This is a genomic window from Anabaena sp. 90 (genome assembly GCF_000312705.1).
GTDB classification, from domain to species: domain Bacteria; phylum Cyanobacteriota; class Cyanobacteriia; order Cyanobacteriales; family Nostocaceae; genus Dolichospermum; species Dolichospermum lemmermannii.
Genome location: NC_019427.1, coordinates 1,244,579 through 1,267,893, shown reverse-complemented (window position 1 = coordinate 1,267,893; position 23,315 = coordinate 1,244,579). Strand labels below are relative to the sequence as shown.

At 37.9% G+C, this 23,315-nt stretch carries 19 protein-coding genes; 14 read left to right on the top strand and 5 right to left on the bottom strand.

Features of this window, described 5'->3' with window-relative positions; translation table 11 throughout:
• Positions 1-33 precede the first annotated feature (33 nt).
• The 5 genes from ANA_RS27400 to ANA_RS05535 all read left to right on the top strand — a co-directional run bounded on the left by ANA_RS27400 (position 34) and on the right by ANA_RS05535 (position 7,827).
• Complete coding sequence (locus tag ANA_RS27400) at positions 34-1,722, top strand: hypothetical protein (RefSeq protein ID WP_015079076.1); 1,689 nt, start codon at positions 34-36, stop codon at positions 1,720-1,722.
• Positions 1,715-3,769 carry a WD40 repeat domain-containing protein gene (locus tag ANA_RS05550; protein ID WP_015079075.1) on the top strand — a complete coding sequence of 685 codons (2,055 nt, stop codon included), beginning with the start codon at positions 1,715-1,717 and terminating at the stop codon, positions 3,767-3,769. The genes ANA_RS27400 and ANA_RS05550 overlap by 8 nt, the downstream gene beginning before the upstream one ends.
• A 1-nt stretch (position 3,770) precedes the next feature.
• The gene (locus ANA_RS05545) at positions 3,771-5,015 is read left to right on the top strand and encodes an ATP-binding protein (RefSeq protein WP_015079074.1); all 1,245 of its coding nucleotides are present in this window, start codon (positions 3,771-3,773) and stop codon (positions 5,013-5,015) included.
• A 1,009-nt stretch (positions 5,016-6,024) separates the two neighbouring features.
• Entirely contained in the window at positions 6,025-6,558 is a 534-nt protein-coding gene (locus ANA_RS05540) for a YdcF family protein (protein WP_015079072.1), read from the top strand.
• A gap of 105 nt (positions 6,559-6,663) precedes the next feature.
• A complete protein-coding gene (locus ANA_RS05535) occupies positions 6,664-7,827 on the top strand; it encodes a GuaB3 family IMP dehydrogenase-related protein (RefSeq protein WP_015079071.1) in 1,164 nt (387 codons plus the stop codon).
• A gap of 10 nt (positions 7,828-7,837) precedes the next feature.
• On the opposite strand, the gene ANA_RS24180 is transcribed toward ANA_RS05535, so the two are convergent.
• The gene (locus ANA_RS24180) at positions 7,838-8,002 is read right to left on the bottom strand and encodes a hypothetical protein (protein ID WP_235081958.1); all 165 of its coding nucleotides are present in this window, start codon (positions 8,000-8,002) and stop codon (positions 7,838-7,840) included.
• Positions 8,003-8,483: 481 nt separating this feature from the next.
• Here ANA_RS24180 and trxA point away from each other — a divergent pair, with 481 nt between their 5' ends.
• The 4 genes from trxA (at position 8,484) to ANA_RS27395 (ending at position 12,714) form a co-directional block, all read left to right on the top strand.
• Complete coding sequence (gene trxA, locus ANA_RS05530) at positions 8,484-8,807, top strand: thioredoxin (RefSeq protein WP_015079070.1); 324 nt, start codon at positions 8,484-8,486, stop codon at positions 8,805-8,807.
• Between the two features lie 754 nt (positions 8,808-9,561).
• The gene (locus ANA_RS05525) at positions 9,562-10,632 is read left to right on the top strand and encodes an LOG family protein (RefSeq protein WP_015079069.1); all 1,071 of its coding nucleotides are present in this window, start codon (positions 9,562-9,564) and stop codon (positions 10,630-10,632) included.
• A 410-nt stretch (positions 10,633-11,042) separates the two neighbouring features.
• A complete protein-coding gene (locus ANA_RS05520; protein ID WP_015079068.1) occupies positions 11,043-12,362 on the top strand; it encodes a D-alanyl-D-alanine carboxypeptidase in 1,320 nt (439 codons plus the stop codon).
• Positions 12,363-12,426: 64 nt separating this feature from the next.
• Positions 12,427-12,714: a hypothetical protein gene (locus tag ANA_RS27395; protein WP_235081956.1), complete on the top strand. Its 288-nt coding sequence runs from the start codon at positions 12,427-12,429 to the stop codon at positions 12,712-12,714.
• Here the strand turns inward: ANA_RS27395 and lptC are convergent.
• From lptC to metG, 3 genes are all read right to left on the bottom strand, one after another.
• A complete protein-coding gene (gene lptC, locus ANA_RS05515; RefSeq protein WP_015079067.1) occupies positions 12,631-13,872 on the bottom strand; it encodes an LPS export ABC transporter periplasmic protein LptC in 1,242 nt (413 codons plus the stop codon). The two genes, ANA_RS27395 and lptC, sit on opposite strands and share 84 nt — an antisense overlap.
• Positions 13,872-14,501, bottom strand: a complete 630-nt coding sequence (locus tag ANA_RS05510; RefSeq protein ID WP_041457738.1) for a LabA-like NYN domain-containing protein — start codon at positions 14,499-14,501, stop codon at positions 13,872-13,874. Before ANA_RS05510 ends, lptC begins: the two co-directional genes overlap by 1 nt.
• Before the next feature lie 223 nt (positions 14,502-14,724).
• Positions 14,725-16,320, bottom strand: a complete 1,596-nt coding sequence (gene metG, locus ANA_RS05505) for a methionine--tRNA ligase (RefSeq protein WP_015079065.1) — start codon at positions 16,318-16,320, stop codon at positions 14,725-14,727.
• 720 nt (positions 16,321-17,040) lie between these two features.
• Between metG and ANA_RS05500 the strand changes: the two genes are divergently transcribed.
• Positions 17,041-17,886: an alpha/beta fold hydrolase gene (locus ANA_RS05500; RefSeq protein ID WP_015079064.1), complete on the top strand. Its 846-nt coding sequence runs from the start codon at positions 17,041-17,043 to the stop codon at positions 17,884-17,886.
• A gap of 75 nt (positions 17,887-17,961) precedes the next feature.
• Here the strand turns inward: ANA_RS05500 and ANA_RS05495 are convergent, their stop codons facing one another.
• Positions 17,962-18,351 carry a DUF1815 family protein gene (locus ANA_RS05495; RefSeq protein ID WP_015079063.1) on the bottom strand — a complete coding sequence of 130 codons (390 nt, stop codon included), beginning with the start codon at positions 18,349-18,351 and terminating at the stop codon, positions 17,962-17,964.
• Positions 18,352-19,496: 1,145 nt separating this feature from the next.
• On the opposite strand from ANA_RS05495, the gene ANA_RS05490 reads away from it, so the two are divergent.
• The 4 genes from ANA_RS05490 (at position 19,497) to ANA_RS05475 (ending at position 23,038) form a co-directional block, all read left to right on the top strand.
• Positions 19,497-20,054, top strand: coding sequence for a heat-shock protein (locus tag ANA_RS05490; protein WP_015079061.1), 558 nt, complete (start codon positions 19,497-19,499; stop codon positions 20,052-20,054).
• A gap of 677 nt (positions 20,055-20,731) precedes the next feature.
• Complete coding sequence (locus ANA_RS05485) at positions 20,732-21,055, top strand: nucleotidyltransferase domain-containing protein (RefSeq protein WP_015079060.1); 324 nt, start codon at positions 20,732-20,734, stop codon at positions 21,053-21,055.
• A complete protein-coding gene (locus ANA_RS05480) occupies positions 21,052-21,432 on the top strand; it encodes a HEPN domain-containing protein (RefSeq protein WP_015079059.1) in 381 nt (126 codons plus the stop codon). The genes ANA_RS05485 and ANA_RS05480 overlap by 4 nt, the downstream gene beginning before the upstream one ends.
• A gap of 484 nt (positions 21,433-21,916) precedes the next feature.
• Complete coding sequence (locus ANA_RS05475; RefSeq protein WP_015079058.1) at positions 21,917-23,038, top strand: SUMF1/EgtB/PvdO family nonheme iron enzyme; 1,122 nt, start codon at positions 21,917-21,919, stop codon at positions 23,036-23,038.
• The last annotated feature ends 277 nt before the right edge of the window (positions 23,039-23,315 follow it).

The window sequence follows — 23,315 nt, the reverse complement described above, 5'->3', positions numbered from 1 at the left end:
CATGTCTAGTTGAATATAGATTAAAGAAATAGTATGAACTTTAACCCTAGTCAACCTTTTGTGACCGCAATTGCTCGTATTTTTGGCGCTGCTGCTCCTATTGCTGTTAATAAGATTAGAAGCAATCCTGCTATTATCAGGATGTTAAAGGATTTTAACTTTGATCAAACAGAACATCCACAACAGAATTTTGATATTATTTATGCTTGTGCTGTTATTAAATATGACCAATCTAAAACTGAAGATCAATGGAATGACTCAGACATACTAGCAGAACTTTTTCTAAAAGATGTAATTAAAAAAGCTTTCGACAAGAGTTTTCACACACAAAATTATGAAATTGTTAAAGGAGAAATAGATGCTTGTGTTGTGTGGGAAGAACAAGATTGGAATACTCTACGACAGAAAATACAAGAATTAAATATTGACTGGAATCAAGAGTTAGAGAAATTTAAAGATATTTTTATAGAATTAGTAAAAAAAAGTGGTAAGCCATTAGAATCATACAGTATTCAAAAAATTGAGGAAATCAGTCAAAAGTTAGACGAATTACTTCGTAATCAAAACAAAAACACAGATTCATTTACATATCCACCAGAATTTCAATCACTAATCACCGAAAAAATCAAATTATTCTGCGGTCGCAAATTTGTATTTGATGCCTTTGAAAACTTCATCAACGACAATAAAAAAGGCTATTTTACAGTTATTGGTGATGCGGGAATGGGCAAAAGTACCATCGCTGCAAAATACGTTTTTGAACATAAAACAATTTGTTATTTCAACAACTTACAAGAAAATCGTAATAGTCCTGAATTATTTCTGGAAAGCATTCGTCAACAACTGATTAACCGCTATGAATTAACAAATGTTGAAAATGCTGATTTATCAACATTACTTACCGAAGCTACCGCAAAACTTAGTCCCAATGAAAAATTAATCATTGTCGTTGATGCACTGGATGAAGTCAAGCAAGATCCAGGAGGAGAAAATATTTTATATTTACCAAAAACTCTACCAGATCATGTTTATTTCTTCTTGACTAGACGACGTTATGAACCAACTCAAGAACGACTCTATACTGAAGGATTGAAAAAAGAATCTTTAGATTTAACTGATAGTAAATATGAGAAAGAAAATCAGCATGATATTCAAGAGTATATTCGCTTCTGTTTAAACAATGATCCAGAACACCAAGCCGGATTACAAACTTGGATAGAAAACAAAAATATCAGTCCCGACGCTTTTGTGCAGCAGTTAGCAGCCAAGAGCGAAAATAATTTTATGTACCTGCGCTATGTTTTACCAGCTATAGCAGAGGGTAAATATAATGATTTGAATTTAAACCAATTACCCCAAGGTTTACAGGATTATTACCAAACTCATTGGGAACGGATGAATATGGATGATAAAGCTCAAAAAATGAAAGTCATTATCCTCTATATTTTAGTTGAATTTGCGAAACCGATACCCTGTAATAAAATTGCTGCTATCACAGAAAAAGATGAATTTGATGTACAGAAAATTTTAGATGAATGGATTGAATATTTGAGAAAACAGCCTGAAGATGGATATGACTGTTATAGCATCTATCATGCCAGCTTTTTAAATTTTTTGAAACCGAAAAAAGAACTGAATCCAGAAAAACGCAAACAACTTCTTCAGGAAGTAAATCAAAAAATTATTACCTATTACGAAAACATAGAAAATAATCATGGATAAATGGGATCTTCATATTTATTTAAGAAAGCCTTATCACTTTGTTAACTCTGGTAATCCTGAAAACTTAACCAAATATTTCCAAATCCTGACAGATTATCAATTCATATCTAACAAAATCAATCATCCTGAATTTGGTATCCAAGCATTAATTGAAGATTATGATTTATTAGATGCTACCCAAACCGCAACCTACCCAGACCAAAGCAAAACCTTAAAATATATTCAAAGTGCTTTGCGACTGTCTGCACATATTGTCACCCAAGATCAACAACAATTACTGAGTCAATTATGGGGAAGGTTACAAACCATTAACACCCCAGAAATTCAAACCCTATTAACCCAAGCACAACAAACTCACCCCCACCCTTGGTTGCGTCCCCTCACCCCCAGTCTCACCCCAGCAGGAGGAAGGTTACTCCGCATCCTCACAGGTCATGGTGGTTCGGTACGAGCAGTAGCAGTGACAGCAGACGGAAAACGGGTGATTTCTGGTTCTGATGACAAAACTGTGAAGGTGTGGAATTTAGAGACTGGGGAGGAACAGTTCACTCTCTCAGGTCATAGTGGTTGGGTACAAGCAGTAGCAGTGACAGCAGACGGAACACGGGTGATTTCTGGTTCAAATGACAATACTGTGAAGGTGTGGAATTTAGAGACTGGGGAGGAACAGTTCACTCTCTCAGGTCATAGTGGTTGGGTACAAGCAGTAGCAGTGACAGCAGACGGAACACGGGTGATTTCTGGTTCAAATGACAATACTGTGAAGGTGTGGAATTTAGAGACTGGGGAGGAACAGTTCACTCTCTCAGGTCATAGTGGTTGGGTACTAGCAGTAGCAGTGACAGCAGACGGAACACGGGTGATTTCTGGTTCAAATGACAATACTGTGAAGGTGTGGAATTTAGAGACTGGGGAGGAACAGTTCACTCTCTCAGGTCATAGTGGTTGGGTACAAGCAGTAGCAGTGACAGCAGACGGAACACGGGTGATTTCTGGTTCAAATGACAATACTGTGAAGGTGTGGAATTTAGAGACTGGGGAGGAACAGTTCACTCTCTCAGGTCATAGTGGTTGGGTACTAGCAGTAGCAGTGACAGCAGACGGAACACGGGTGATTTCTGGTTCTGATGACAAAACTGTGAAGGTGTGGAATTTAGAGACAGGGGAGGAACAGTTCACTCTCTCAGGTCATAGTGGTTGGGTACAAGCAGTAGCAGTGACAGCAGACGGAACACGGGTGATTTCTGGTTCAAATGACAATACTGTGAAGGTGTGGAATTTAGAGACAGGGGAGGAACAGTTCACTCTCTCAGGTCATAGTGGTTTGGTACTAGCAGTGACAGCAGACGGAAAACGGGTGATTTCTGGTTCTGATGACAAAACTGTGAAGGTGTGGAATTTAGAGACAGGGGAGGAACAGTTCACCCTCACAGGTCATGGTGGTTCGGTACGAGCAGTAGCAGTGACAGCAGACGGAACACGGGTGATTTCTGGTTCAAATGACAATACTGTGAAGGTGTGGAATTTAGAGACTGGGGAGGAACAGTTCACTCTCTCAGGTCATAGTGGTTGGGTACAAGCAGTAGCAGTGACAGCAGACGGAACACGGGTGATTTCTGGTTCAAATGACAATACTGTGAAGGTGTGGAATTTAGAGACTGGGGAGGAACAGTTCACTCTCTCAGGTCATAGTGGTTGGGTACTAGCAGTAGCAGTGACAGCAGACGGAACACGGGTGATTTCTGGTTCAAATGACAATACTGTGAAGGTGTGGAATTTAGAGACTGGGGAGGAACAGTTCACTCTCTCAGGTCATAGTGGTTGGGTACAAGCAGTAGCAGTGACAGCAGACGGAACACGGGTGATTTCTGGTTCAAATGACAATACTGTGAAGGTGTGGAATTTAGAGACAGGGGAGGAAATAGCTACTTTTATTGGTGATAGTGACTTTTATTCTTGTGCGGTTGCGCCAGATGGGTTAAAAATTATTGCGGGTGACAGGTCGGGAATGGTGCATTTTTTAAAGTTGGAAAATCAGGGAGCATGAAATGATGAGTTTATCACCCAGACCACCAACTATGAATAATTCCATAGTTAATTACCAAGAATTTACAGCCATAATTCACCAAAAAAGCGCGAATTTTCTCGGTCGTGATTTCGTGTTTACTGCGATTCATAATTTTCTCAATCGCTACAACCGGGGTTATTTCACTATTATCGGTCTACCCGGTAGCGGTAAAAGTGCAATTATTGCTCAATATATTAAAGAAAATTCCTCAGAAAATCGTCAGGTAATTTATTACAATGCAGAACTAGAGGGGAAAAATCACGCTGAAGAATTTATCAAATATATATGTTCTCAAATTATCGCCACATTTGATCAAATATCTCTGCCAAATTTACCCGATAATGCTACAGAAGGGAGTTGGTTTTTATCCTTACTTCTCCAACAAATCAGCGACAATTTGCAACCCAATCAAAAATTAATTATTGCTATTGATAGTTTAAATTGCATTAATTCCCAATTACAACCACCAGGAACAAATATTTTTTATCTTCCCCGCTACATTCCCCAAGGGATTTATTTTCTCCTTACCCGTCGTCCGTTTTTATCCAGTAATTCCGGTTTATTAATTGAAGCACCGGTGCAAAGTTTGCATTTAGAAGATTATCCACAGGAAAATAAACAGGATATTCAAAATTATATTAGGAGAAACCTAACCCCCCTCACCCCCCTTCCCTACGAGGGAATGGGGGAACAAGATGCTTCTAACTCCCCTTCTCCTATTACAGAAATAGAGGAAAAAAACTTGTCTAACTCCCCTCTCCTCGCAGGAGAGGGGTTGGGGGAGAGGTCAATCAAATCCTGGTTAAATAGCCACCAAATAAATGAAGCAGAATTTATAACTAACTTAACCAACCGCAGCGAAAATAATTTTATGTATGTTAGTCAAATTTTAGCTGCTATTACTAATAATTTTTATCCCCAACCTTCCCAAATAGGAACATCATTTCCACCACCATTAGAAACCTATTACCAACAACATTTAGAAAAAATGCTGGGTTCTCAACATCAAGATTTTCCCCTAGCAGTGTTGCAAGTTTTATCCCAGACAACACAACCCATATCAGTTACAGATATTGCCAATTTCCTAAATACTGATGAATATGATATTGAAGAATTATTAGAAAATTGGTTAGAGTTCTTGCAAATAGAAACTATTTTTGACTCAACCACCTACAAATTCTATCATGATAATTTCCGCCAATGGCTCATAAAATTTCTGTTTTGATCCTGTTCATCCTTTAATCCTGTACATCCTGATAGCGCAGCGTGGCGTATAACTCCTGCGTCGTCACGCAAGCTATAGCCATTTCTGACAATTTACCTAAGAGACTTCCAAATAAAAAAATGTCCCAAAACTGATGCAGAAATTCTCTCTCTGTGTACTCTGTGCCTCTGTGGTTCGTTTCTTAGGATAATTTATTTCTTGGAAGTCTCTAACTAGTACATCACGGCGTAAATAAAGCAACCATATTCAATCGCCAAAAAGCTTACTGTATATTAGTTTTGACTTTTGACTTTTGACTTTTGACTTCCGCCCTGCGGTACTAGCCACTTAGAGACTTCCAAATAAAAAAATGTCCCAAAACTAACGCAAAAACCCTCCCTATTTCTTCTCTCTCTGTGTTCTCTGTGCCTCTGTGGTTCGTTTGTTCATTTATTTATTGGGATAATTTATTTCCTGGAAGTCCCTTAGGAACGCAAATTTAATAACCTGCAATTCTGACTTAACCTGAAATGGTGCGTTACGCTGTCGCTAACACACCCTACTTTTGCACTTTATTTAATTCATATTCCTTAATATTACTAGCAAAAGCGATCGCCTCGAAGGTAAATATAAAGATTTATGTATTCTTTCCTAATTGTATTCATTAAGAATTGAAAATTATGCTTGTGAAAACAAATAAATCATTGTCACATATAGCAAGCAGTTACACTAATTAAAATTCTTAGGCGTGTTAGGTCTTATAGTAAATCTAAAAATTATGTTGTCAATGAGTGGTGAGACACCTTTGATTAATTTTCTCAGATAGTTTAGGATATGGCAGAAATTACAGCAATGTAGATTCAATGATTGCAACGTTACCAACTTTTTTCTAGATATAGTTCGCAAAAACTTATACTAACCATCATCCCTGTGCGTTATTGTGCTGATTTTTAAAGAAAACTCTAGTCCGAATAGACATACCTATAGAGCCTTGAATAAGCTACTTTTGACAGGGAAATCTGTGAGGGTTATGGCTTGTCTCCTCCCCTTATTCATCTGGTGGGGGTGCAAGGCAGTACAAAACCAATTTGTACAACCACAAGCAATATTAGTTTTAGGCGGTTCTACCCGCTTACTAGAAAGAGAAAAGTTTACAGCCAAATTAGCCCACCAATATCCCAATATACCCATTTGGATTTCTGGGGGCAGTCCACCTCAGCATACTAAAAAAATATTTGCTAATGCAGGAATTGATCCCCGGCGTTTAAACTTGGACTATGAAGCTGTAGACACGGTTACTAATTTTACTACTACAGTGGATGAATTACAATCTCGTGGCATCAAAAGTGTTTATTTAATTACATCTGACTTTCATATGCGTCGTGCTTGCATCGTTGGTGAAATTGTTTTAGGTAGTCGAGGCATGAATTTTAAACCCCTATCAGTTCCTTCCGCAAATTCACCAGAACCGATTGAAAAATCTCTTAGGGATGGTGCTAGGGCAGTTATTTGGGTAGCCACAGGTTATACAGGTGCTAATTATGCTAATAAAAATAAACCCTAATACATGAGAACAGAATGAAAAATCAAAAATTTTCAATTGTTCCCAATTCCCAATATCACCACAATTTGATACCCTAGCTTAAACAGTTTTGAGAGAAGTTAAAGCGTGGAAATTCAACTTGGGCGGGGAAAAGTGGCGCGTCGAGCCTATGGAATTGATGAAATTGCTTTAGTCCCTGGTAACAGAACTCTCGATCCGAGTTTAACTGATACCAAGTGGACAATTGGCAATATTGAGCGAGAAATCCCCATTATTGCCAGTGCAATGGATGGTGTCGTTGATGTAAAAACGGCTGTTCGCTTGTCCCAATTGGGGGCATTGGGAGTAATTAATTTAGAGGGTATCCAAACTCGCTATGCTGACCCCGAACCGATTTTAGATCGGATTGCCTCCGTCGGCAAAGAAGAATTTGTCAGTCTGATGCAAGAATTGTATGCTGAACCAATAAAGCCGGAATTAATTGAAAAACGTATTCAGGAAATTAAACAACAAGGCGGTATTGCGGCAGTTAGCACAACTCCAGCCGGGGCAAGCAAATATGGTGAAATTGTAGCTAAAGCTGGAGCAGATTTATTTTTTATCCAAGCTACAGTAGTTTCTACTAATCACCTATCGCCAGAATCTATCACTCCCCTTGATTTAGCGGAGTTTTGTCGTTCTATGCCCATCCCTGTGGCATTAGGAAATTGCGTTACATATCAAGTCACCTTAGAGTTGATGAAAGCTGGTGCAGCAGCGGTATTGGTAGGTATTGGACCCGGTGCTGCTTGTACTTCTCGTGGAGTGTTGGGCGTGGGCGTACCTCAAGCCACTGCGATCGCTGATTGTACGGCCGCTAGAGACGATTATTATCGGGAAACTGGGAAATATATCCCTATCATCGCTGACGGTGGTTTAATCACCGGGGGAGACATCTGTAAATGTATCGCCTGTGGTGCTGACGCTGTGATGATTGGCTCTCCATTTGCCAGAGCCGCCCAAGCCCCTGGGCGTGGTTATCACTGGGGTATGGCAACTCCCAGCCCGATATTACCGCGAGGGACTCGGATTCGCGTAGGTACAACTGGAACTCTAGAACAAATACTCACAGGTCCAGCCGGCTTGGATGATGGTACTCATAATCTTTTAGGAGCTTTAAAGACCAGTATGGGAACTTTAGGCGCTAAAAACATTAAGGAAATGCAGCAAGTTGAAGTTGTCATTGCTCCTTCTCTACTGACCGAAGGTAAGGTTTACCAAAAAGCCCAACAGTTAGGTATGGGTAAATAACTCATTCGTGTCAGTGGTCAGTGGTCGAGTGGTCAGTGGTCAGTGGGTCATCACAACGGACAACGGACAACTGTACGGGCGAAGCATTTGGAGAACTATTTTTGGCAATGACCGATAATTTATCTTCCAAATGCTTCGCCCCTACTAACAACTGACAACTGTACGGGCGAAGCATTTGGAGAACTATTTTTGGCAATGACCGATAATTTATCTTCCAAATGCTTCGCCCCTACTAACAACTAACAACTGTACGGGCGAAGCATTTGGAGAACTATTTTTGGCAATGACCGATAATTTATCTTCCAAATGCTTCGCCCCTACTAACAACTAACAACTGTACGGGCGAAGCATTTGGAGAACTATTTTTGGCAATGACCGATAATTTATCTTCCAAATGCTTCGCCCCTACTAACAACAACTTTGAGAATGACTGGAAAAATCACATATCTAGCCTACAATAGAGGTGGCGGAGACAAATGTTTCCGTTCACTCCTCACACCACACTCCGCCCGGACTAATGTTCGGGCGGTTCCTTATGGTCTGCATTAGTTTTCTAGTTTTTTTGCAAATGTATATCCTTTATCTCTAAGAGGATGTTTTTGCTATGGTAGAATTTTCACCAAGCTCAGAAATATCTCATGTAAAGGTTTTTAGGTATGTCAGCAGCGACAAACGTTACAGATGCAAGTTTTAAGGTAGATGTCCTCGAAAGTGAAGTTCCCGTATTAGTTGATTTTTGGGCCCCTTGGTGTGGTCCATGTCGTATGGTAGCTCCTGTTGTCGAAGAAATTGCCGAGCAGTACGAAGGACAAATTAAGGTTGTGAAAGTCAATACTGATGAAAATCCGAATATTGCTAGTCAGTACGGTATTCGCAGTATTCCTACATTAATGATTTTCAAAGATGGAGACAAGGTAGATATGGTTGTCGGTGCTGTACCTAAAACCACTTTAGCTACCACTTTGGAAAAGTATCTTTGAAGCCCAATAGACAACAAACTCTCCTTGAGTTATTCATTTACCGAAAAATTGGGTTTAAAGCCCCGTCGTTCTCCGACGGCTTTCAATTAATTAGTGTACCAATACACTATACTAATGATGGTGGAAAGGTAATCAACCACTTAAAAAACCTTGTCGTCGAAAGACACCTGAACCTTGACAATTAAATCTATGCGGTTCTACTGCATTGTTCACGTTTTCCTCCTAGCAGTAGGTAAAAGATTTATACCGAGCGTGACGACTCAGATTTTTGAACTATTTGTTTCAAACTAAACAGGACTTGCAGCAATGCAACTAGGGTAGGGCATACCCAAAGTTAACGCTTGGGGAGAGTCCCACCTCGCTCGCTAGGTAACGCAAGGAACCTAGTTTAAGTGGTCTCGTTGAACCAAGAATCCCCGTCGATTTATCGCGGGGAGTGTCAAGGGACGAAAATGTTGCTTTGCCTATATTTCTTAAATAATAGAAAAAGCCTGGTTTCAGTAACACTTTCGGACATTTCCGTTGTGATTGTTAGTCAAGTAAAGCTTAGTTACTGAGAAGCCTGTATTGTAATAATTACGGTCAATATAGGAAGTATCATGTAAAATAACGTAAGTTGCTAGTACGGTGAGGCAAACGTCAAAAAGCATATTACATCAGCCCTTTAGGGATTTTTAATTATTGTTAGTTGACCTACCCTTTACTGTATTAGCAACTTTGGTTAAAATATAATGCCATTATTGCGGCAGTAAGTATGACCTCTGAAGCGTCCTTTTCTTCATTAGATTCTCTTCAAGCAGATATTGCGGAATTAATAGACCGTTTACCGACACTAAAACATCGGCAATTTATTCAGCAATCACTCACCACAATTCTGCGTCTTGCTGATAGTGATATTGAACGTCTTGATTGGAAAATATTATCTGCTGCTTTAGCAGATATGGAATGTGGTTTCCAGTTATTTTATAACTACCGTCATGTGCGGAAAATTACTATTTTTGGTTCAGCGCGTCTAGCACCAGATACACCAGCATATCAAATGGCTCTGCAATTTAGTCGGGCTGTTTCTGCACTAGGATTTATGATTATGACAGGTGGTGGTGGTGGGATTATGCAAGCTGGTCAAGAAGGCGCTGGGAGGGAAAATTCCTTTGGTTTAAATATTCAGTTACCTTTTGAGCAACAAGCTAACCCAATTATTGAAGGTGATGCTAAACTAATTAATTTTAAATACTTCTTTACTCGCAAGTTATTTCTTCTGAAAGAAAGTGATGCTGTGGCTTTATTTCCTGGTGGTTTTGGCACTCAAGATGAGGCTTTTGAATGTATGACATTGAGCCAAACAGGTAAATTTGGTCCAGTTCCTTTGGTGTTAATTGATCAAGCAGGGGGTGATTATTGGCGTTCTTGGAGTCAATATATTGATGAGAAATTGGTAAAAACAGGGCTTGTTAGTCCAGATGATCCGAGTTTGTACACTATTACAGATAATCTTGAAGTTGCCTGTAATGCTATTACTGGATTTTACCGAATTTATCATTCTAGTCGTTATGTTGGTGACAAGTTGGTGATCCGGTTGCAAGAAGATTTATCAGATGCTCAAGTAGAATTACTTAATACTCAGTTCCGTGATATTTTGCTGACAGGTGAAATTGTGAAAAGCCAAGCATTACCACAGGAAGAACAAGATGAAACATCTAATTTGCCTCGGTTAGTTTTAAATTTTAATCAACGAGATTTAGGGCGTTTATATCAAATGATTGGGGTAATTAATCAGGTGGGTGTTCCCACTCCAGAGGAATTGGCACATCCAGAAAGAAAGTAACCTCTACCAAGTTATTAATTAGCCAAAATATTTTATTCCTAATACATGAAACTTGCACTATGGGAATACCTGTGCCATTTTTTTGGTTTGTTGGGTTGTTCGCGTTAGGGTTGCAGAGCAATCAGCATTAAATCAAACAGATCAGTTGGGTTGCGCTGTCGCTTAAGCCAACCTACGAAAAATGGACAAGGTATTGCATAAGTAATAATTTTGGGAGAAACTTAACTCTGTTGACTCGGTGAATTATTACTTTATTATGACTCAATACTGATAAATATAATCAGGCTCGTATATTGGTATAAGTTGCTAAGAAAAGAGGGAATTAAAAGTTAAAAATAGTCTCACAATATAGCTTACGCTTACGAACTTAAAGAAAACTCTTACCAATTAACCAATACAGGAATTTAAATATGCTGGAATTATTAGGATCAGGTTTGTTTTCTCTATGGCTAGAAATGGCTAAGGTGCCAATTCAACCCTTAGAAGCCTTGAGTGTCTTGGCTTGGCAAGGTAGCTCTAACTTGATTCTTGTCCCTGATCCCAGCCCAGCAGGTGCTATTACAGTCCAAGAATATCTCAAGGGTTTAATCACATCAAAATTAATTGACCAAACTCTCATGTCCTCTCAGGGGATTTGGTTGCAGTCGGGACCAATGCTAATGGCTAATCATCAAGGGACTGTACCTTTATCCGCTGCTTCCTTAACTAAAGTTGCTACTTCGTTGGTAGCTTTTAAAGCTTGGGGACCCAATCACCAATTTGAGACTTTAGTTAGTAGCACTGGACCGTTAGTAAATGGGGTGGTGCAGGGTGATTTGGTGATTACTGGTAGTGGTGATCCGATGTTTGTGGGGGAGGAAGCGATCGCTCTGGGAAATACTCTGAATAAAATAGGTATTAAGCAAGTTAAGGGAAATCTGGTAATTACTGGGGCTTTTGCCATGAATTTCCAACGTCATCCCCTGCTTGCCGGTCAATTACTCAAACAAGCACTAAATCACCAAACTTGGTCGCGTTCTGTGGTTTTCCAATACTCAATTATGCCCAAAGGAACACCTAAACCCCAAGTGATTATTGCTGGTAATATTAAAGTGGAGCTTCAACCTAAAGTTGGGCAAACTTTACTGGTACGTCATCTTTCCTTACCTTTGCAAAAAATCATTAAGGAAATGAACGTTTTCAGTAATAACGATATTGCGGAAATGTTAGCCGATTCTGTGGGAGGGGCAGATGTAGTTAGCACCACAGCATCCCAACTTGCTAGATTCCCAAAGTCAGAAATTCTCTTGATTAATGGTTCTGGTTTAGGGAAAGAAAATCGAATCTCTCCCAGAGGTGTTTGTGCTATGTTCATGGCATTGCAACGGGAAGCTAGTTCCTATCAGTTGACTTTGGCTGATTTATTTCCCACCTCTGGACTAGACCACCGAGGGACAATACATTCTCGACATATGCCAAAAGCGACTGTGATGAAAACCGGTACTCTCAATGATGTTAGTGCTTTAGCTGGAGTTGTCCCCACACGCGATCGCGGTTTGGTGTGGTTTACAATTATCAATCGTGGGGGAAATGTATCAGCTTTTCGGACTGAACAAGATAAACTTCTCCAACATTTAGAAAAAGAATTAGAAGTATCTACTGATATTCCGGCTACCCTCACACCTCATTTAGATAATTCTTTACCAAAATTTGGTGCAGCCAATCGCAATGAAGTTTTGTATAAAAGCTAGTTGTCAGTAGGGGCGAAGCATTTGGAAGATAAATTATCGGTCATTGCCAAAAATAGTTCTCCAAATGCTTCGCCCGTACAGTTGTCAGTTGTCAGTAGGGGTGAAGCATTTGGAAGATAAATTATCGGTCATTGCCAAAAATAGTTCTCCAAATGCTTCGCCCGTACAGTTGTCAGTTGTTAGGAAGAAGGGAGAAGAAGAAGATAATTTCTCCCCTACTCCCCCTACTCCCCCTACTCCCCCTACTCCCCTACTCCCCCTACTCCCCCTACCTTCCTTCCTGGGGGATAATTTCTGTTACCACTCTGCGTCCAGAATTACCACCTTTGACAACAATATTTTCTGTTTCTAAATTACCGACGGCTGTTTCCCCTTGGAAAGTTAATTTTGGTTCAATTTGACGATAAACGATATTTCCCTGCGCTTCTAACAATTTTTTATCTAAATACCAAGTAAGTTGATTTGATTTTAAAGACTGACGACGTTGCCCAACTGCATTCACATTACCAGTGAGATATACCTTATTTTCTGGTATTTGCATTTGTCCCTGATTAGCAGTGACAGTGACATTTTCAGCAGATTGGAATATCCGAATGGGAGAATTTGTGGTGATATTTTCTTTCTTAATATTCCAGGTAATTGAGTTACTAATAATTTGTATCAATGGATCTAATAACTCTAATTTTGCCTGTGGTTGGAGAATGGCAATTTGAGTTTTTAAATTAATTTCTGCGGCATTACCGTTACCACGTCCAGTGATTTTGTTATCCTTATATCTTTCTATTTGGATTGGGCGATCGCTAAATAATTTCTCCTCCTTAATATGCCACATTAAATGATCAGTTCGCATTTGCAGCTGTGGATCTGTGGATTTTGCGAATACTCCCCCTGAAAATTCTACCCGTTGTTCACGAGTTTTGATCTTTGCTTCTTGAGCTACAGCTTGTAATTGTTTATGACTACCATTTAACTGATTGCGAACAATCAATAAATCTTCTTGAGGTCGCCATTCTAACTCATTACCTTGGAAAACAATCCCATTGCGGGGATCGGTAGCTACAATTTTACCTTTAAGAAAAAGTTGCTTACCATCTTGCTTAATATCAGCCTTATCTGCTTTAATTTGGTAGACAACTTTTCCATCTTGGTAAAGTTCTCCTTGAGGACTTTCTGCCTCACCAATTTGCTTATCTGTAGTGTATTTTGCTTCTTTGGCTTTAACTTTCCAAATTGGTTTCCCTACCTCATCAAACTGTTCTAAAGCCACACCGAAAAAAGTTAACTTAGTGTCATCCTCCTTTGGAGATGGATTATCAGTTTTTGATTGAGTTGGTGATGGATTACCGCAAGCAGACAAGCATAAACCTAAACACAAGATCAAAGGCAGATAAAACAAATTAGTTGGTAATCGCAACCCAAAAAATGAATAAAAGTGGGGAGAATGATTTTTAGATCCCCTTTGATGTTTTGCATCTTTTCTTCTATTCTCCCTACCTTGTGCATATTGCATTATTCTGGAACTTCTAAATGTCTGTGATTATCTCGATGATCGTCTAAAAAGCCCATACTAGACAATGGCCGATATGGATAACTTTGACGGGGAGTTTTTTGGATATCTTCTTTGATAGCTTCTAAATCAATATAGCGATCGCTCACATTAATTAAACTATCACTAGTCATAGAACGCAAACTCACCACCTCTACCCTCACACCACGATAGCTCACAGAATTGACAGCATAAGCCAAATCACCGTCACCGCTGACTAAAACTGCGGTATCATAGGAATCGCACAAAGCCATCATATCAACAGCTATTTCCACATCTAAGTTAGCTTTTTTAGAGCCATCTGGTAATTGCACCAAATCCTTAGCAATAACTCGATAACCATTGCGACGCATCCATAACAAAAAGCCCTGTTGCTTCTCATTTGTCCGATCTACACCTGTGTAGAAAAAAGCGCGTAACAGCCTTGATCCACCAGTTAACCGGCACAATAACTTAGTATAATCAATTTCGATTCCCAGTTGAAGCGCCGCATAAAATAAGTTTGAGCCATCAATAAAGATAGCCACCCGACCCCGATTTTCCAAAACTTGTTCTGGCGTAAATATTGAGTCGTTTTCAAAATTGTTCAACATTATTGTCATACCTTGTGTTGTTATCCCTGTGATGATAGAAATTTCTAACTATCTGCTTATTAGAGTTGCTAATGATAAGTCTCCGGGGCTAATACATCAGGAATCTTCAATCATCAGTAAAACTGTTTTGATTATTTACTTCCTTGATCTACTATTAAGATGTAATTAATAGCCCCGAATTCTTTGGTTTTTTAAGAAATTCGCAGTTCCCAAAATTAATCTTTTATTTTGATGTTTCTATCCGTTTAAAAACTGGTTTTGGTGTTCCCAATATTTGTTGATCGGATAATATTCCCCAGGTTGAGTGGGTACAAAAAGGAGCTAAAATTGCACTTTCTTTTTGTTCATTAAAATTGATCCCCCAGCCTAATTGCTGATAAATATCACTGCTGATATTAGGAATAATTGGGGATAGAAGATAAGCTGCTAATCTTACAGATTCCAGAACCGCATATAGCACCGCTTCCACTTCCTCCTGTTTACCTTGTTTATATAATGACCAAGGGGCTTGATCATCTATAAATTTATTACTGGCTTGTACCAGAGATAAAACATAGTGACAGGCTTCATTGAAAGCTAATGCTGTGTATGCTTGTTTCACCTTTTCTCCCAACTGTAACCCTATCGCTTTCAAAGGATTTTCCGATGGAATATCTGAATGGCTAATGGACGGTACTTGACTAGCGCAGTATTTCTTCACCATGTTTAAAGTCCGATTTAACAAATTACCTAAATCATTTGCTAAATCTGCATTCAAAACATTAATGAACCTAATTTCATTAAAATCGCCATCTTTCCCAAATTCGATTTCCTTAAGGAAGTAATAACGAACGGCATCACTACCATAATTTTCCACTAAAGCGATAGGATCAAGAGTATTACCTAAAGTCTTGCCCATTTTTTGACCATCTTTAGTTAAAAAACCATGTCCAAATACCCTGTCTGGTAAAGGTAATCCCGCTGACATCAGCATTGCAGGCCAATAAACAGCATGAAAGCGTAAAATATCTTTACCAATCAAGTGCAGATTAATCGGCCACCATGTTTGTAAAGCATTAGCTAAGGTTGGTTCTGCATCTGGTTCTAACAATGCTGTAACATAACCTAGCAAAGCATCAAACCATACATATAATGTATGTTGAGAATCCACAGGTACGGGAAAACCCCAATCAAGATTTACCCGCGAAATCGAAAAATCCTGTAAACCTTGGGTGACAAAATTGAAAACTTCATTTCGTCTGCTGACAGGTTGGATAAAATCTGGGTGAGATTGATAAAATTCCTCCAACTGAGTTTGATATTTAGACAAGCGGAAGAAATAGTTCTGCTCATCTCGCCACTCTACTTGTTTGTTAGTATGAATGGGACAGTGTTTATCTGCGAGTAAATCCCGTTCTTCCTTAAACTCTTCACAGGAAACGCAGTACCAACCCTTTTGTTCTCCTTGGTAAATATCGCCATTTTCCCAAACCCGCTGGAAGAATTCTTTAACTATGGCTTGGTGACGGGGTGCTGTAGTTCGACTAAAGCGGTCATATTGAATATCGAGTAAATCCCACAATCTGACAAAACTGGGGACAATTTCATCACAAAAATCCTGTGGTGGTTTTCCTAAACTCTCTGCTGAACGCTGAATTTTTTGACCATGTTCATCTGTACCTGTAATTAGTAGCACCTGATGCCCCTGCAAGCGATTAAATCTGGCTACTACATCCGCTGCTATAGTTGTATAAGCACTGCCAATATGGGGGACATCATTGACATAGTATAGTGGTGTGGTCAGTGCAAAAGTCTTTTCTGTTTTATTCACAAGATTCATGGACAATAAAAGCAAATTATTATTAATCAGTTTTCTCTATTAATAATCTAGATTATCTAGACAAAACTACGCAATTATATAACATTGCTACTGTTTTTTTCAAACTCCTTCTGGATGATAACAAGTTTATGGACTGAAGAATTGTTTAATTACTTCTATAAATTCACCTGATTTCTGGCCAAATCAGCGAAAGTATTTACTAATTAATAATCATGGTAAAACCTGTTTCTTGCATTGGTAGTTACAGGGAATACACTAACTGAAACTCTAGCGATATAAATAATTGTGTGGATATAATTCCCATATCAGATTCTCCCAGTAATAGTTGACAAAACTGTTAAGCATTAAGCATTAAGCTAACAGCTTTAAAGGTGAAAATACAGAAAATTAACCATAATTTCCTGGGTGTAAGCTGTAACTTCCAGGAAATAAATATTTCCTTTTCTTTGTTATTCCTGCTTTTGGCTGACTGCTAATAGTTGAATACAGCACCAATCTGACACTATTGCCAGTGAGGAGGATTTAACGCTTTCACATACTTATATATGATGAATACAAATCGCCATAAATTCTGTAATCATGGTTTCAGAGTGGGTTATTTTTTATGTGGAAAGGTTGATTTTAGACAAAGCAAAAAGGATAAAAATTTCGGCACAATCCCTATCTGGATAACGGAAAGGGTAAAGTTAAAGATAGAGTAGACGAATAAAAATCAGCAAAATGCCAGCAGTTGATCCTCAACCTTGTTTTTTAACTCCAAAACCAGTACAATCAAATTCCCCGTTATTCATCTATTTACCAGGAATGGATGGGAGTGGTGAATTATTGCAAACCCAAATCTCTGAATTAGCCTCTTGTTTAGATATTCGTTGCTTGGCTATACCCAAAAACTATCTTGCGACTTGGGACGTTTTAGCAACGAATGTTTTGGACTTAATTCACGCTGAATTGGAAACAAGCTGTCAACGCCCAATATACCTATGTGGTGAATCTTTTGGTGGTTGTTTAGCAATGCAAGTCGCAATTCAATCACCGCAGTTATTTAAACGGATTATTTTAATTAATCCCGCTTCATCTTTGCACCAGCAATTCTGGTTTAATTGGATATCCCAGATGACTCAGTTTGTGCCATCATCCCTATTTAATCTGGGTGCATTAGGGTTATTACCGTTTCTGGCATCATTAGCACGGATTTCTCAAAGCGATCGCTATAGACTGCTTACAGCTATGCGTTCCCTGCCCTCAGCAACGGTAAACTGGCGTTTATCATTGCTGCGAGATTTCCACGTTGATAAAAACGATTTACAACGGCTAACACAAGAAATTTTACTCATTGGGAGTGGTAGCGATCTTTTATTGCCTTCCGTCAGTGAAATCGCCAGATTAGCGGAGATATTACCAAATAATCGGACATTTCTCCTCCCAAATAGCGGTCATGCTTGTTTACTAGAGAAAGATGTGAATCTCTATCAAATTCTCAAAGATAACGATTTTTTAGAATTTAATATTAATACACCAAAATTTATCACATCAACAGCAAGTTCCATGATCACCAAGTCTATGTGAAGCTTAATTACGTTACTACAGGGGCAATTCATGTACCTGGCTTTCTGAAGAAATTGCCCCTATAATCTGTAATTACTATCGGTGGGTTTTCCCACTTCCCACAGTATTCTGTAAGATCCGTTTGCCTTTGGGAGATGAATACCCAGTATTTTTAGAGGTTTGTATTGCCTCTTTGACAAGGGTAGCTAGTTCTTCTAACTGGCTAATCGCTTCCGCACCTTCTAATTTCATTAATTCCCGATCATCACGCATTTCTGTCCAAGTAATTCCATAGTCGGATACTAAAAAGCGAATTAGATGGTTGTCTCCTAAGCTGACCATAAAGGATGCACTGTTCATCTGATTACCGCAAGTATAGCAAGAAGCAGGATAACCGTGCCGTTCTAGTACAACCGCTAAGGCTTGCAAATTCATTACCAAATCTTGAACAAATTGTCTATGTTCGTTTGCTAGTCTTAAAAACACTTGTCCCTCCAGACACCACAGTCAGTTGAGTTTATTTTATATTTTCTTTAGATTTTCTCATAAACTGGCATTGTAGAATAGTATTCACAATTTTTAGCGGTTTATGAGTTCGTTAATTAGTTAACTTGTTTAGGTTAGTGGATAACGATTCTTTAAGCAGTATCAAACTATTCAATTTTTCAGGTACTTATAGCAAACACAGGTACTAAAATTTACATTTTGGTTTCCCCGATCTGTCGGAATCGTACTTGATAAAATTGAGACGTTTTTAGCCTAACTTAAATCCACTCATAGTCAAGTTCGTTAAATCTATGTATTGAACTATCACAGACGATATAAAGCTGAATTGAGATGATTTATTCACTCTAGCACTTATTTTCGTTGCTTGTATTTTTGTCTCCATTTCAAATAAAATTCATATCATATAACATAGATTGAGATTAACGCAACTAGTAAATATACTTAGCCAATACATTACTTTTAATATATATATTTTTAATCTCCGCTATAACACTGATCTTAATATGAGAGAAGCTGGTTTTCAGAAAGTATAATATTTTGTCTGAATCAGGATAACCAGGATTATAGGATTAACAGGATGATTATTTGATGGTTGATGACTATTTACTTAATATTTTGTCTGATAGCGTAGCGTGGCGTAAGCCATATCAGGATAACCAGGATTATAGGATTAACAGGATGATTATTTGATGGTTGATGACTATTTACTTAATATTTTGTCTGAATCAGGATATCCAGGATTATAGGATTAACAGGATGATTATTTGATGGTTGATGACTATTTACTTAATATTTTGTCTGAATCAGGATATCCAGGATTATAGGATTAACAGGATTGTTATTTGATGGTTGATGACTATTTACTTAATATTTTGTCAGAATCAGGATAACCAGGATTATAGGATTAACAGGATGATTATTTGATGGTTAATGGCTGTCGTTTATGTATTGATTATTATATCTCACCTCATAAATATTTATTTACTTTTCTCTATACTAATCATCAACAACTAACCAATAATCAAACAATCACATCCTGTAAACTTTAAATATTTGACATTGTGATTTTTATACTATTAAGATTACAAGATTATTGTATAAATCATAGCAGCTTATATTAACTCATGGGTAAAAATTTTAATACAGTCAAGACGGAGGTTAAACACTGGAGAAATTTCACATTTAATGGTCAAGTTTACGACTTATCACATCTTGATGTTCACTGGGTTGAATATACTGATGATACAGATGAAAATAACCCATTCACATACAGATTTATCGTCACATATAGCTCACATTGTTTTACCAAAGAATCGGATGAACTGAGCAGCGAAGAATCAAATTTATTGATGTATAATGCTCCAAGAGAGTCTAGACCATTCAATTTTGAAAGATACAACTTGTCAAAGCATTTACCCAGTATTATCAAGTCACTGGGTGAAAAAACAACATTAGTATGTCATGCTGGATATGGAAACTTTGCAACCGTTAAAATTGTAGATTCTAATGGTATTGAAGTTGATTATTTTGTTGTTTTTACAGTATTTCGGGAAAGTAAAAAGCTGAGGTTGCACGTGGAAAGCGCCTACCCCAAATATGATGGTATAGGTAAAATCAAAAAAGTTCGCTTTTTTGTGATAGCTAAAAACTTATTAAATAATAAAAAATTACCCAGTCCTTAAATAACAAAGACTCCTTGAGGAGTCTTCGCCAAAAATCAATTTTTGGTATTCAGAACGTCTTTACCGGAATTCCTCGACCATAAAGGTAACGGGATGTCATGTTTAGACTATCTTTCAACTCCTAAATCATGTCTGCTGCATCCTATATTTTTATATTAGGCTATATTTTCAATTTCGTCAAGTTCTTTGTCAGAATCAAGACACCCTTCGGGAAGTCAAAAGTCAAAAGTCAAAATTTTACATTTATCTGAATCAGGATAACCAGGATTATAGGATTTACAGGATTGTTATTCGATGGTTAATGACTCAGTTTATAATATTTTGTCTGAATCAGGATAACCAGGATTATAGGATTTACAGGATTGTTATTTGATGATTACTAGACGTGAATGATGTATTGATTATTACGGTAATTTCATAAAAATTAACCTTTCTCCATACTAATCATCAACAACCAACCAATAATCAAACAATCACATCCTGTACATCCTTAAATCCTGGACATTATCTCGACTTCGCTCGATAACCACCTGATTCTGACAAATGTAAAATTTTGACTTTTGACTTTTGACTTTTGACTTCCCGAAGGGTGTCCTGATTCAGACAATAATATGCTATTTTGAATATAGGATACATCAAAGTAACCATTAACTCAGAGTAATTGTTGATTAAAAATTATGCTAAATCAACCTATTTCCACTGTTTTAACCCAAGTACAGCAAAACTTAAAACAACTTTATGGAGAACAGTTAGAAAAACTAATTTTATATGGTTCACAAGCTAGAGGAACAGCACAACCAGATTCAGATATTGATATTTTGATTGTGTTAAAAGATGTTTTTAACTATTCTCAAGAAAGTGAAAAAATTAGTCAATTAATCGCTGATTTGTGTTTGGAATATAATGTTTTAATTAGTTGTGCTTTTGCTAATTCTGAACAATTAGAAAATCATGATAGTGGTTTTTTTCGTAATGTTAGAAAAGATGGTTTAGTAATATGAATCCTGAACAACAAAGATTGTTAGAAAAAGCTGAGAGGAGTTTACAAGCAGCAGAAGAACTTAACCAAAAAGGTTTTACTGAATTTGCTGCTTCTCGTGGTTATTATGCCATGTTTTATATTGCTACGGCTTTTTTAGAAGGGGAAGGACTGGCTTATTCTAAACATTCAGCCGTTATTGCTGCTTTTGGAGAAAAATTTGCCCGAACAGAACGAGTTCCTCGTGAATTTCATCGTTATTTAATTGATGCAGAAAGAACTCGTTTACGAGGTGATTATAATACTGATCCTAATATTACAGAAGCTGATGCGGATCTGATTATTCAAAGAACTATAGAAATTCTGAATTTTGCCAAGACGAATATTGATAGTTTATAAATTGAGGCTATTTTGTCAGAATCAGGATAACCAAGATTAGAGGATTTACAGGATTGTTATTTGATGGTTAATGACTCAGTTTATAATATTTTGTCTGAATCAGGATAACCAGGATTAAAGGATTGACAGGATTGTTATTTGATGATTGATAGAGGTAAATGATGTATTGATTATTACAGTAATTTCATAAAAATTAACCTTTTGTCAGAATCAGGATAACCAGGATTAGAGGATTTACAGGATTGTTATTTGATGATTACTAGACGTGAATGATGTATTGATTATTACGGTAATTTCATAAAAATTAACCTTTCTCCATACTAATCATCAACACCTAACCAATAATTAAACAATCACATCCTGTACATCCTTAAATCCTGGACATCCTGATTCTGACAATATTAAAATTATGTAAACAAATAACAAAATTATCCAAATATGCTATTTTATATACAGCATACATGAAACCAACGATTAACGAATCATGAATAATCCACAACAACCGCGAGAATACGATGCTGTGCTTGGTGGTAATAGTCCATCACTAGAAGGTGCTGCCGTTTTAGGTGGTATTGAAGGGGTAAAATTACGGTTACAAAATCCAGATGCACAGGTGAAAATCGCTGCACTTGAGCAAGCTGTGAATTATGGAGAACAGGGTTTAGATTTGGTGATTGCAGGTTTAAAAGATAAATCTTGGGATATTCAAAATGCGGCTTATTTAATATTAAATTCTAGAACAGAACCAAGAATTAAGCAACTATTACAAAATCCTTATCAACAAGGTTTAAAATTAGAACAAATTGAAGTAGTAACAGTTAATAAATCTGGTAGAATCATTCAGCGTCAGCAGCGTATAGCCAGATATTTTATAGAAGATTTGGGTAATGGTGTAACTTTAGAAATGGCTGTAATTCCTGGTGGTACTTTTATGATGGGTTCACCAGAAAATGAGGAAGGAAGATGGACTGCTGAAAGTCCCCAACATCAAGTGACTGTTCCTAGTTTCTTCATGGGAAAATATCCAGTAACACAAGCACAATATCAAGCTATTATGGGAACTAACTCTTCTTATTGCAATGGTAGTAATCGCCCCGTTGAAAGCACTAATTGGAATAATGCGGTGACTTTCTGTCAAAAGTTGAGTAAAAGGACAGGAAAAACCTACAGATTGCCAAGTGAAGCCGAATGGGAATATGCTTGTCGAGCAGGAACTACCACACCATTTCACTTTGGAGAGATGATTACAACGGATTTAGCTAACTATAGTGGTAACTACACTTATGGCGGTGGGATTAAAGGAATTTACCGATGCGAAACAACAGAAGTAGGCAGCTTTGAAGTAGCGAATAATTTTGGCTTATACGATATGCACGGCAATGTCTGGGAGTGGTGTCAAGACAGTTGGCATGGTAGCTATAAAGGTGCGCCGACAGATGGAAGCGCATGGCTAGATACTGATACCAATGTAAGGCTGCTGTGCGGTGGTGCGTGGGGCGACTCTCCTGGGGATTGCCGTTCTGCTTCTCGCAGCTACGGCAATCTCGACTTCTACGGCAACTATATTGGTTTTCGGGTTGTATGTAGTGGTGCGGCGAGGACTTAATAGCACTATGCGCTTTTGCCCTCTTGCTCTTTTCTTTTCTTATCCCTCTCGCATAGCGAGAAAAATTTTTTTGTCTGAATCAGGATATCCAGGATTAAAGGATTGACAGGATTGTTATTTGATGGTTGATAGATGAGATTCATATATTTATTCTTCCATCTCACTTCATAAATATTTCACTTTTCTCTATCCTAATCATCAACAACTAACGAATAATCAAACAATCACATCCTGTACATCCTTAAATCCTGGACATCCTGATTCTGACAATAATCTT

Bases quoted from the DNA above. Each gene is read 5' to 3' on its own strand.
- ANA_RS05550 (WP_015079075.1), top strand. From the start codon at position 1,715: ATGGATAAATGGGATCTTCATATTTATTTAAGAAAGCCTTATCACTTT.
- ANA_RS05490 (WP_015079061.1), top strand. From the start codon at position 19,497: ATGGGTAAAAATTTTAATACAGTCAAGACGGAGGTTAAACACTGGAGA.
- ANA_RS05510 (WP_041457738.1), bottom strand. From the start codon at position 14,501: ATGTTGAACAATTTTGAAAACGACTCAATATTTACGCCAGAACAAGTT.
- ANA_RS05485 (WP_015079060.1), top strand. From the start codon at position 20,732: ATGCTAAATCAACCTATTTCCACTGTTTTAACCCAAGTACAGCAAAAC.
- ANA_RS05500 (WP_015079064.1), top strand. From the start codon at position 17,041: ATGCCAGCAGTTGATCCTCAACCTTGTTTTTTAACTCCAAAACCAGTA.
- ANA_RS05545 (WP_015079074.1), top strand. From the start codon at position 3,771: ATGATGAGTTTATCACCCAGACCACCAACTATGAATAATTCCATAGTT.
- ANA_RS05525 (WP_015079069.1), top strand. From the start codon at position 9,562: ATGACCTCTGAAGCGTCCTTTTCTTCATTAGATTCTCTTCAAGCAGAT.
- metG (WP_015079065.1), bottom strand. From the start codon at position 16,320: ATGAATCTTGTGAATAAAACAGAAAAGACTTTTGCACTGACCACACCA.
- ANA_RS05540 (WP_015079072.1), top strand. From the start codon at position 6,025: ATGGCTTGTCTCCTCCCCTTATTCATCTGGTGGGGGTGCAAGGCAGTA.
- ANA_RS05475 (WP_015079058.1), top strand. From the start codon at position 21,917: ATGAATAATCCACAACAACCGCGAGAATACGATGCTGTGCTTGGTGGT.
- ANA_RS05480 (WP_015079059.1), top strand. From the start codon at position 21,052: ATGAATCCTGAACAACAAAGATTGTTAGAAAAAGCTGAGAGGAGTTTA.
- ANA_RS27395 (WP_235081956.1), top strand. From the start codon at position 12,427: ATGCTTCGCCCGTACAGTTGTCAGTTGTCAGTAGGGGTGAAGCATTTG.
- ANA_RS05520 (WP_015079068.1), top strand. From the start codon at position 11,043: ATGCTGGAATTATTAGGATCAGGTTTGTTTTCTCTATGGCTAGAAATG.
- ANA_RS24180 (WP_235081958.1), bottom strand. From the start codon at position 8,002: ATGCTTCGCCCGTACAGTTGTCAGTTGTTAGTAGGGGCGAAGCATTTG.
- lptC (WP_015079067.1), bottom strand. From the start codon at position 13,872: ATGCAATATGCACAAGGTAGGGAGAATAGAAGAAAAGATGCAAAACAT.
- ANA_RS27400 (WP_015079076.1), top strand. From the start codon at position 34: ATGAACTTTAACCCTAGTCAACCTTTTGTGACCGCAATTGCTCGTATT.
- trxA (WP_015079070.1), top strand. From the start codon at position 8,484: ATGTCAGCAGCGACAAACGTTACAGATGCAAGTTTTAAGGTAGATGTC.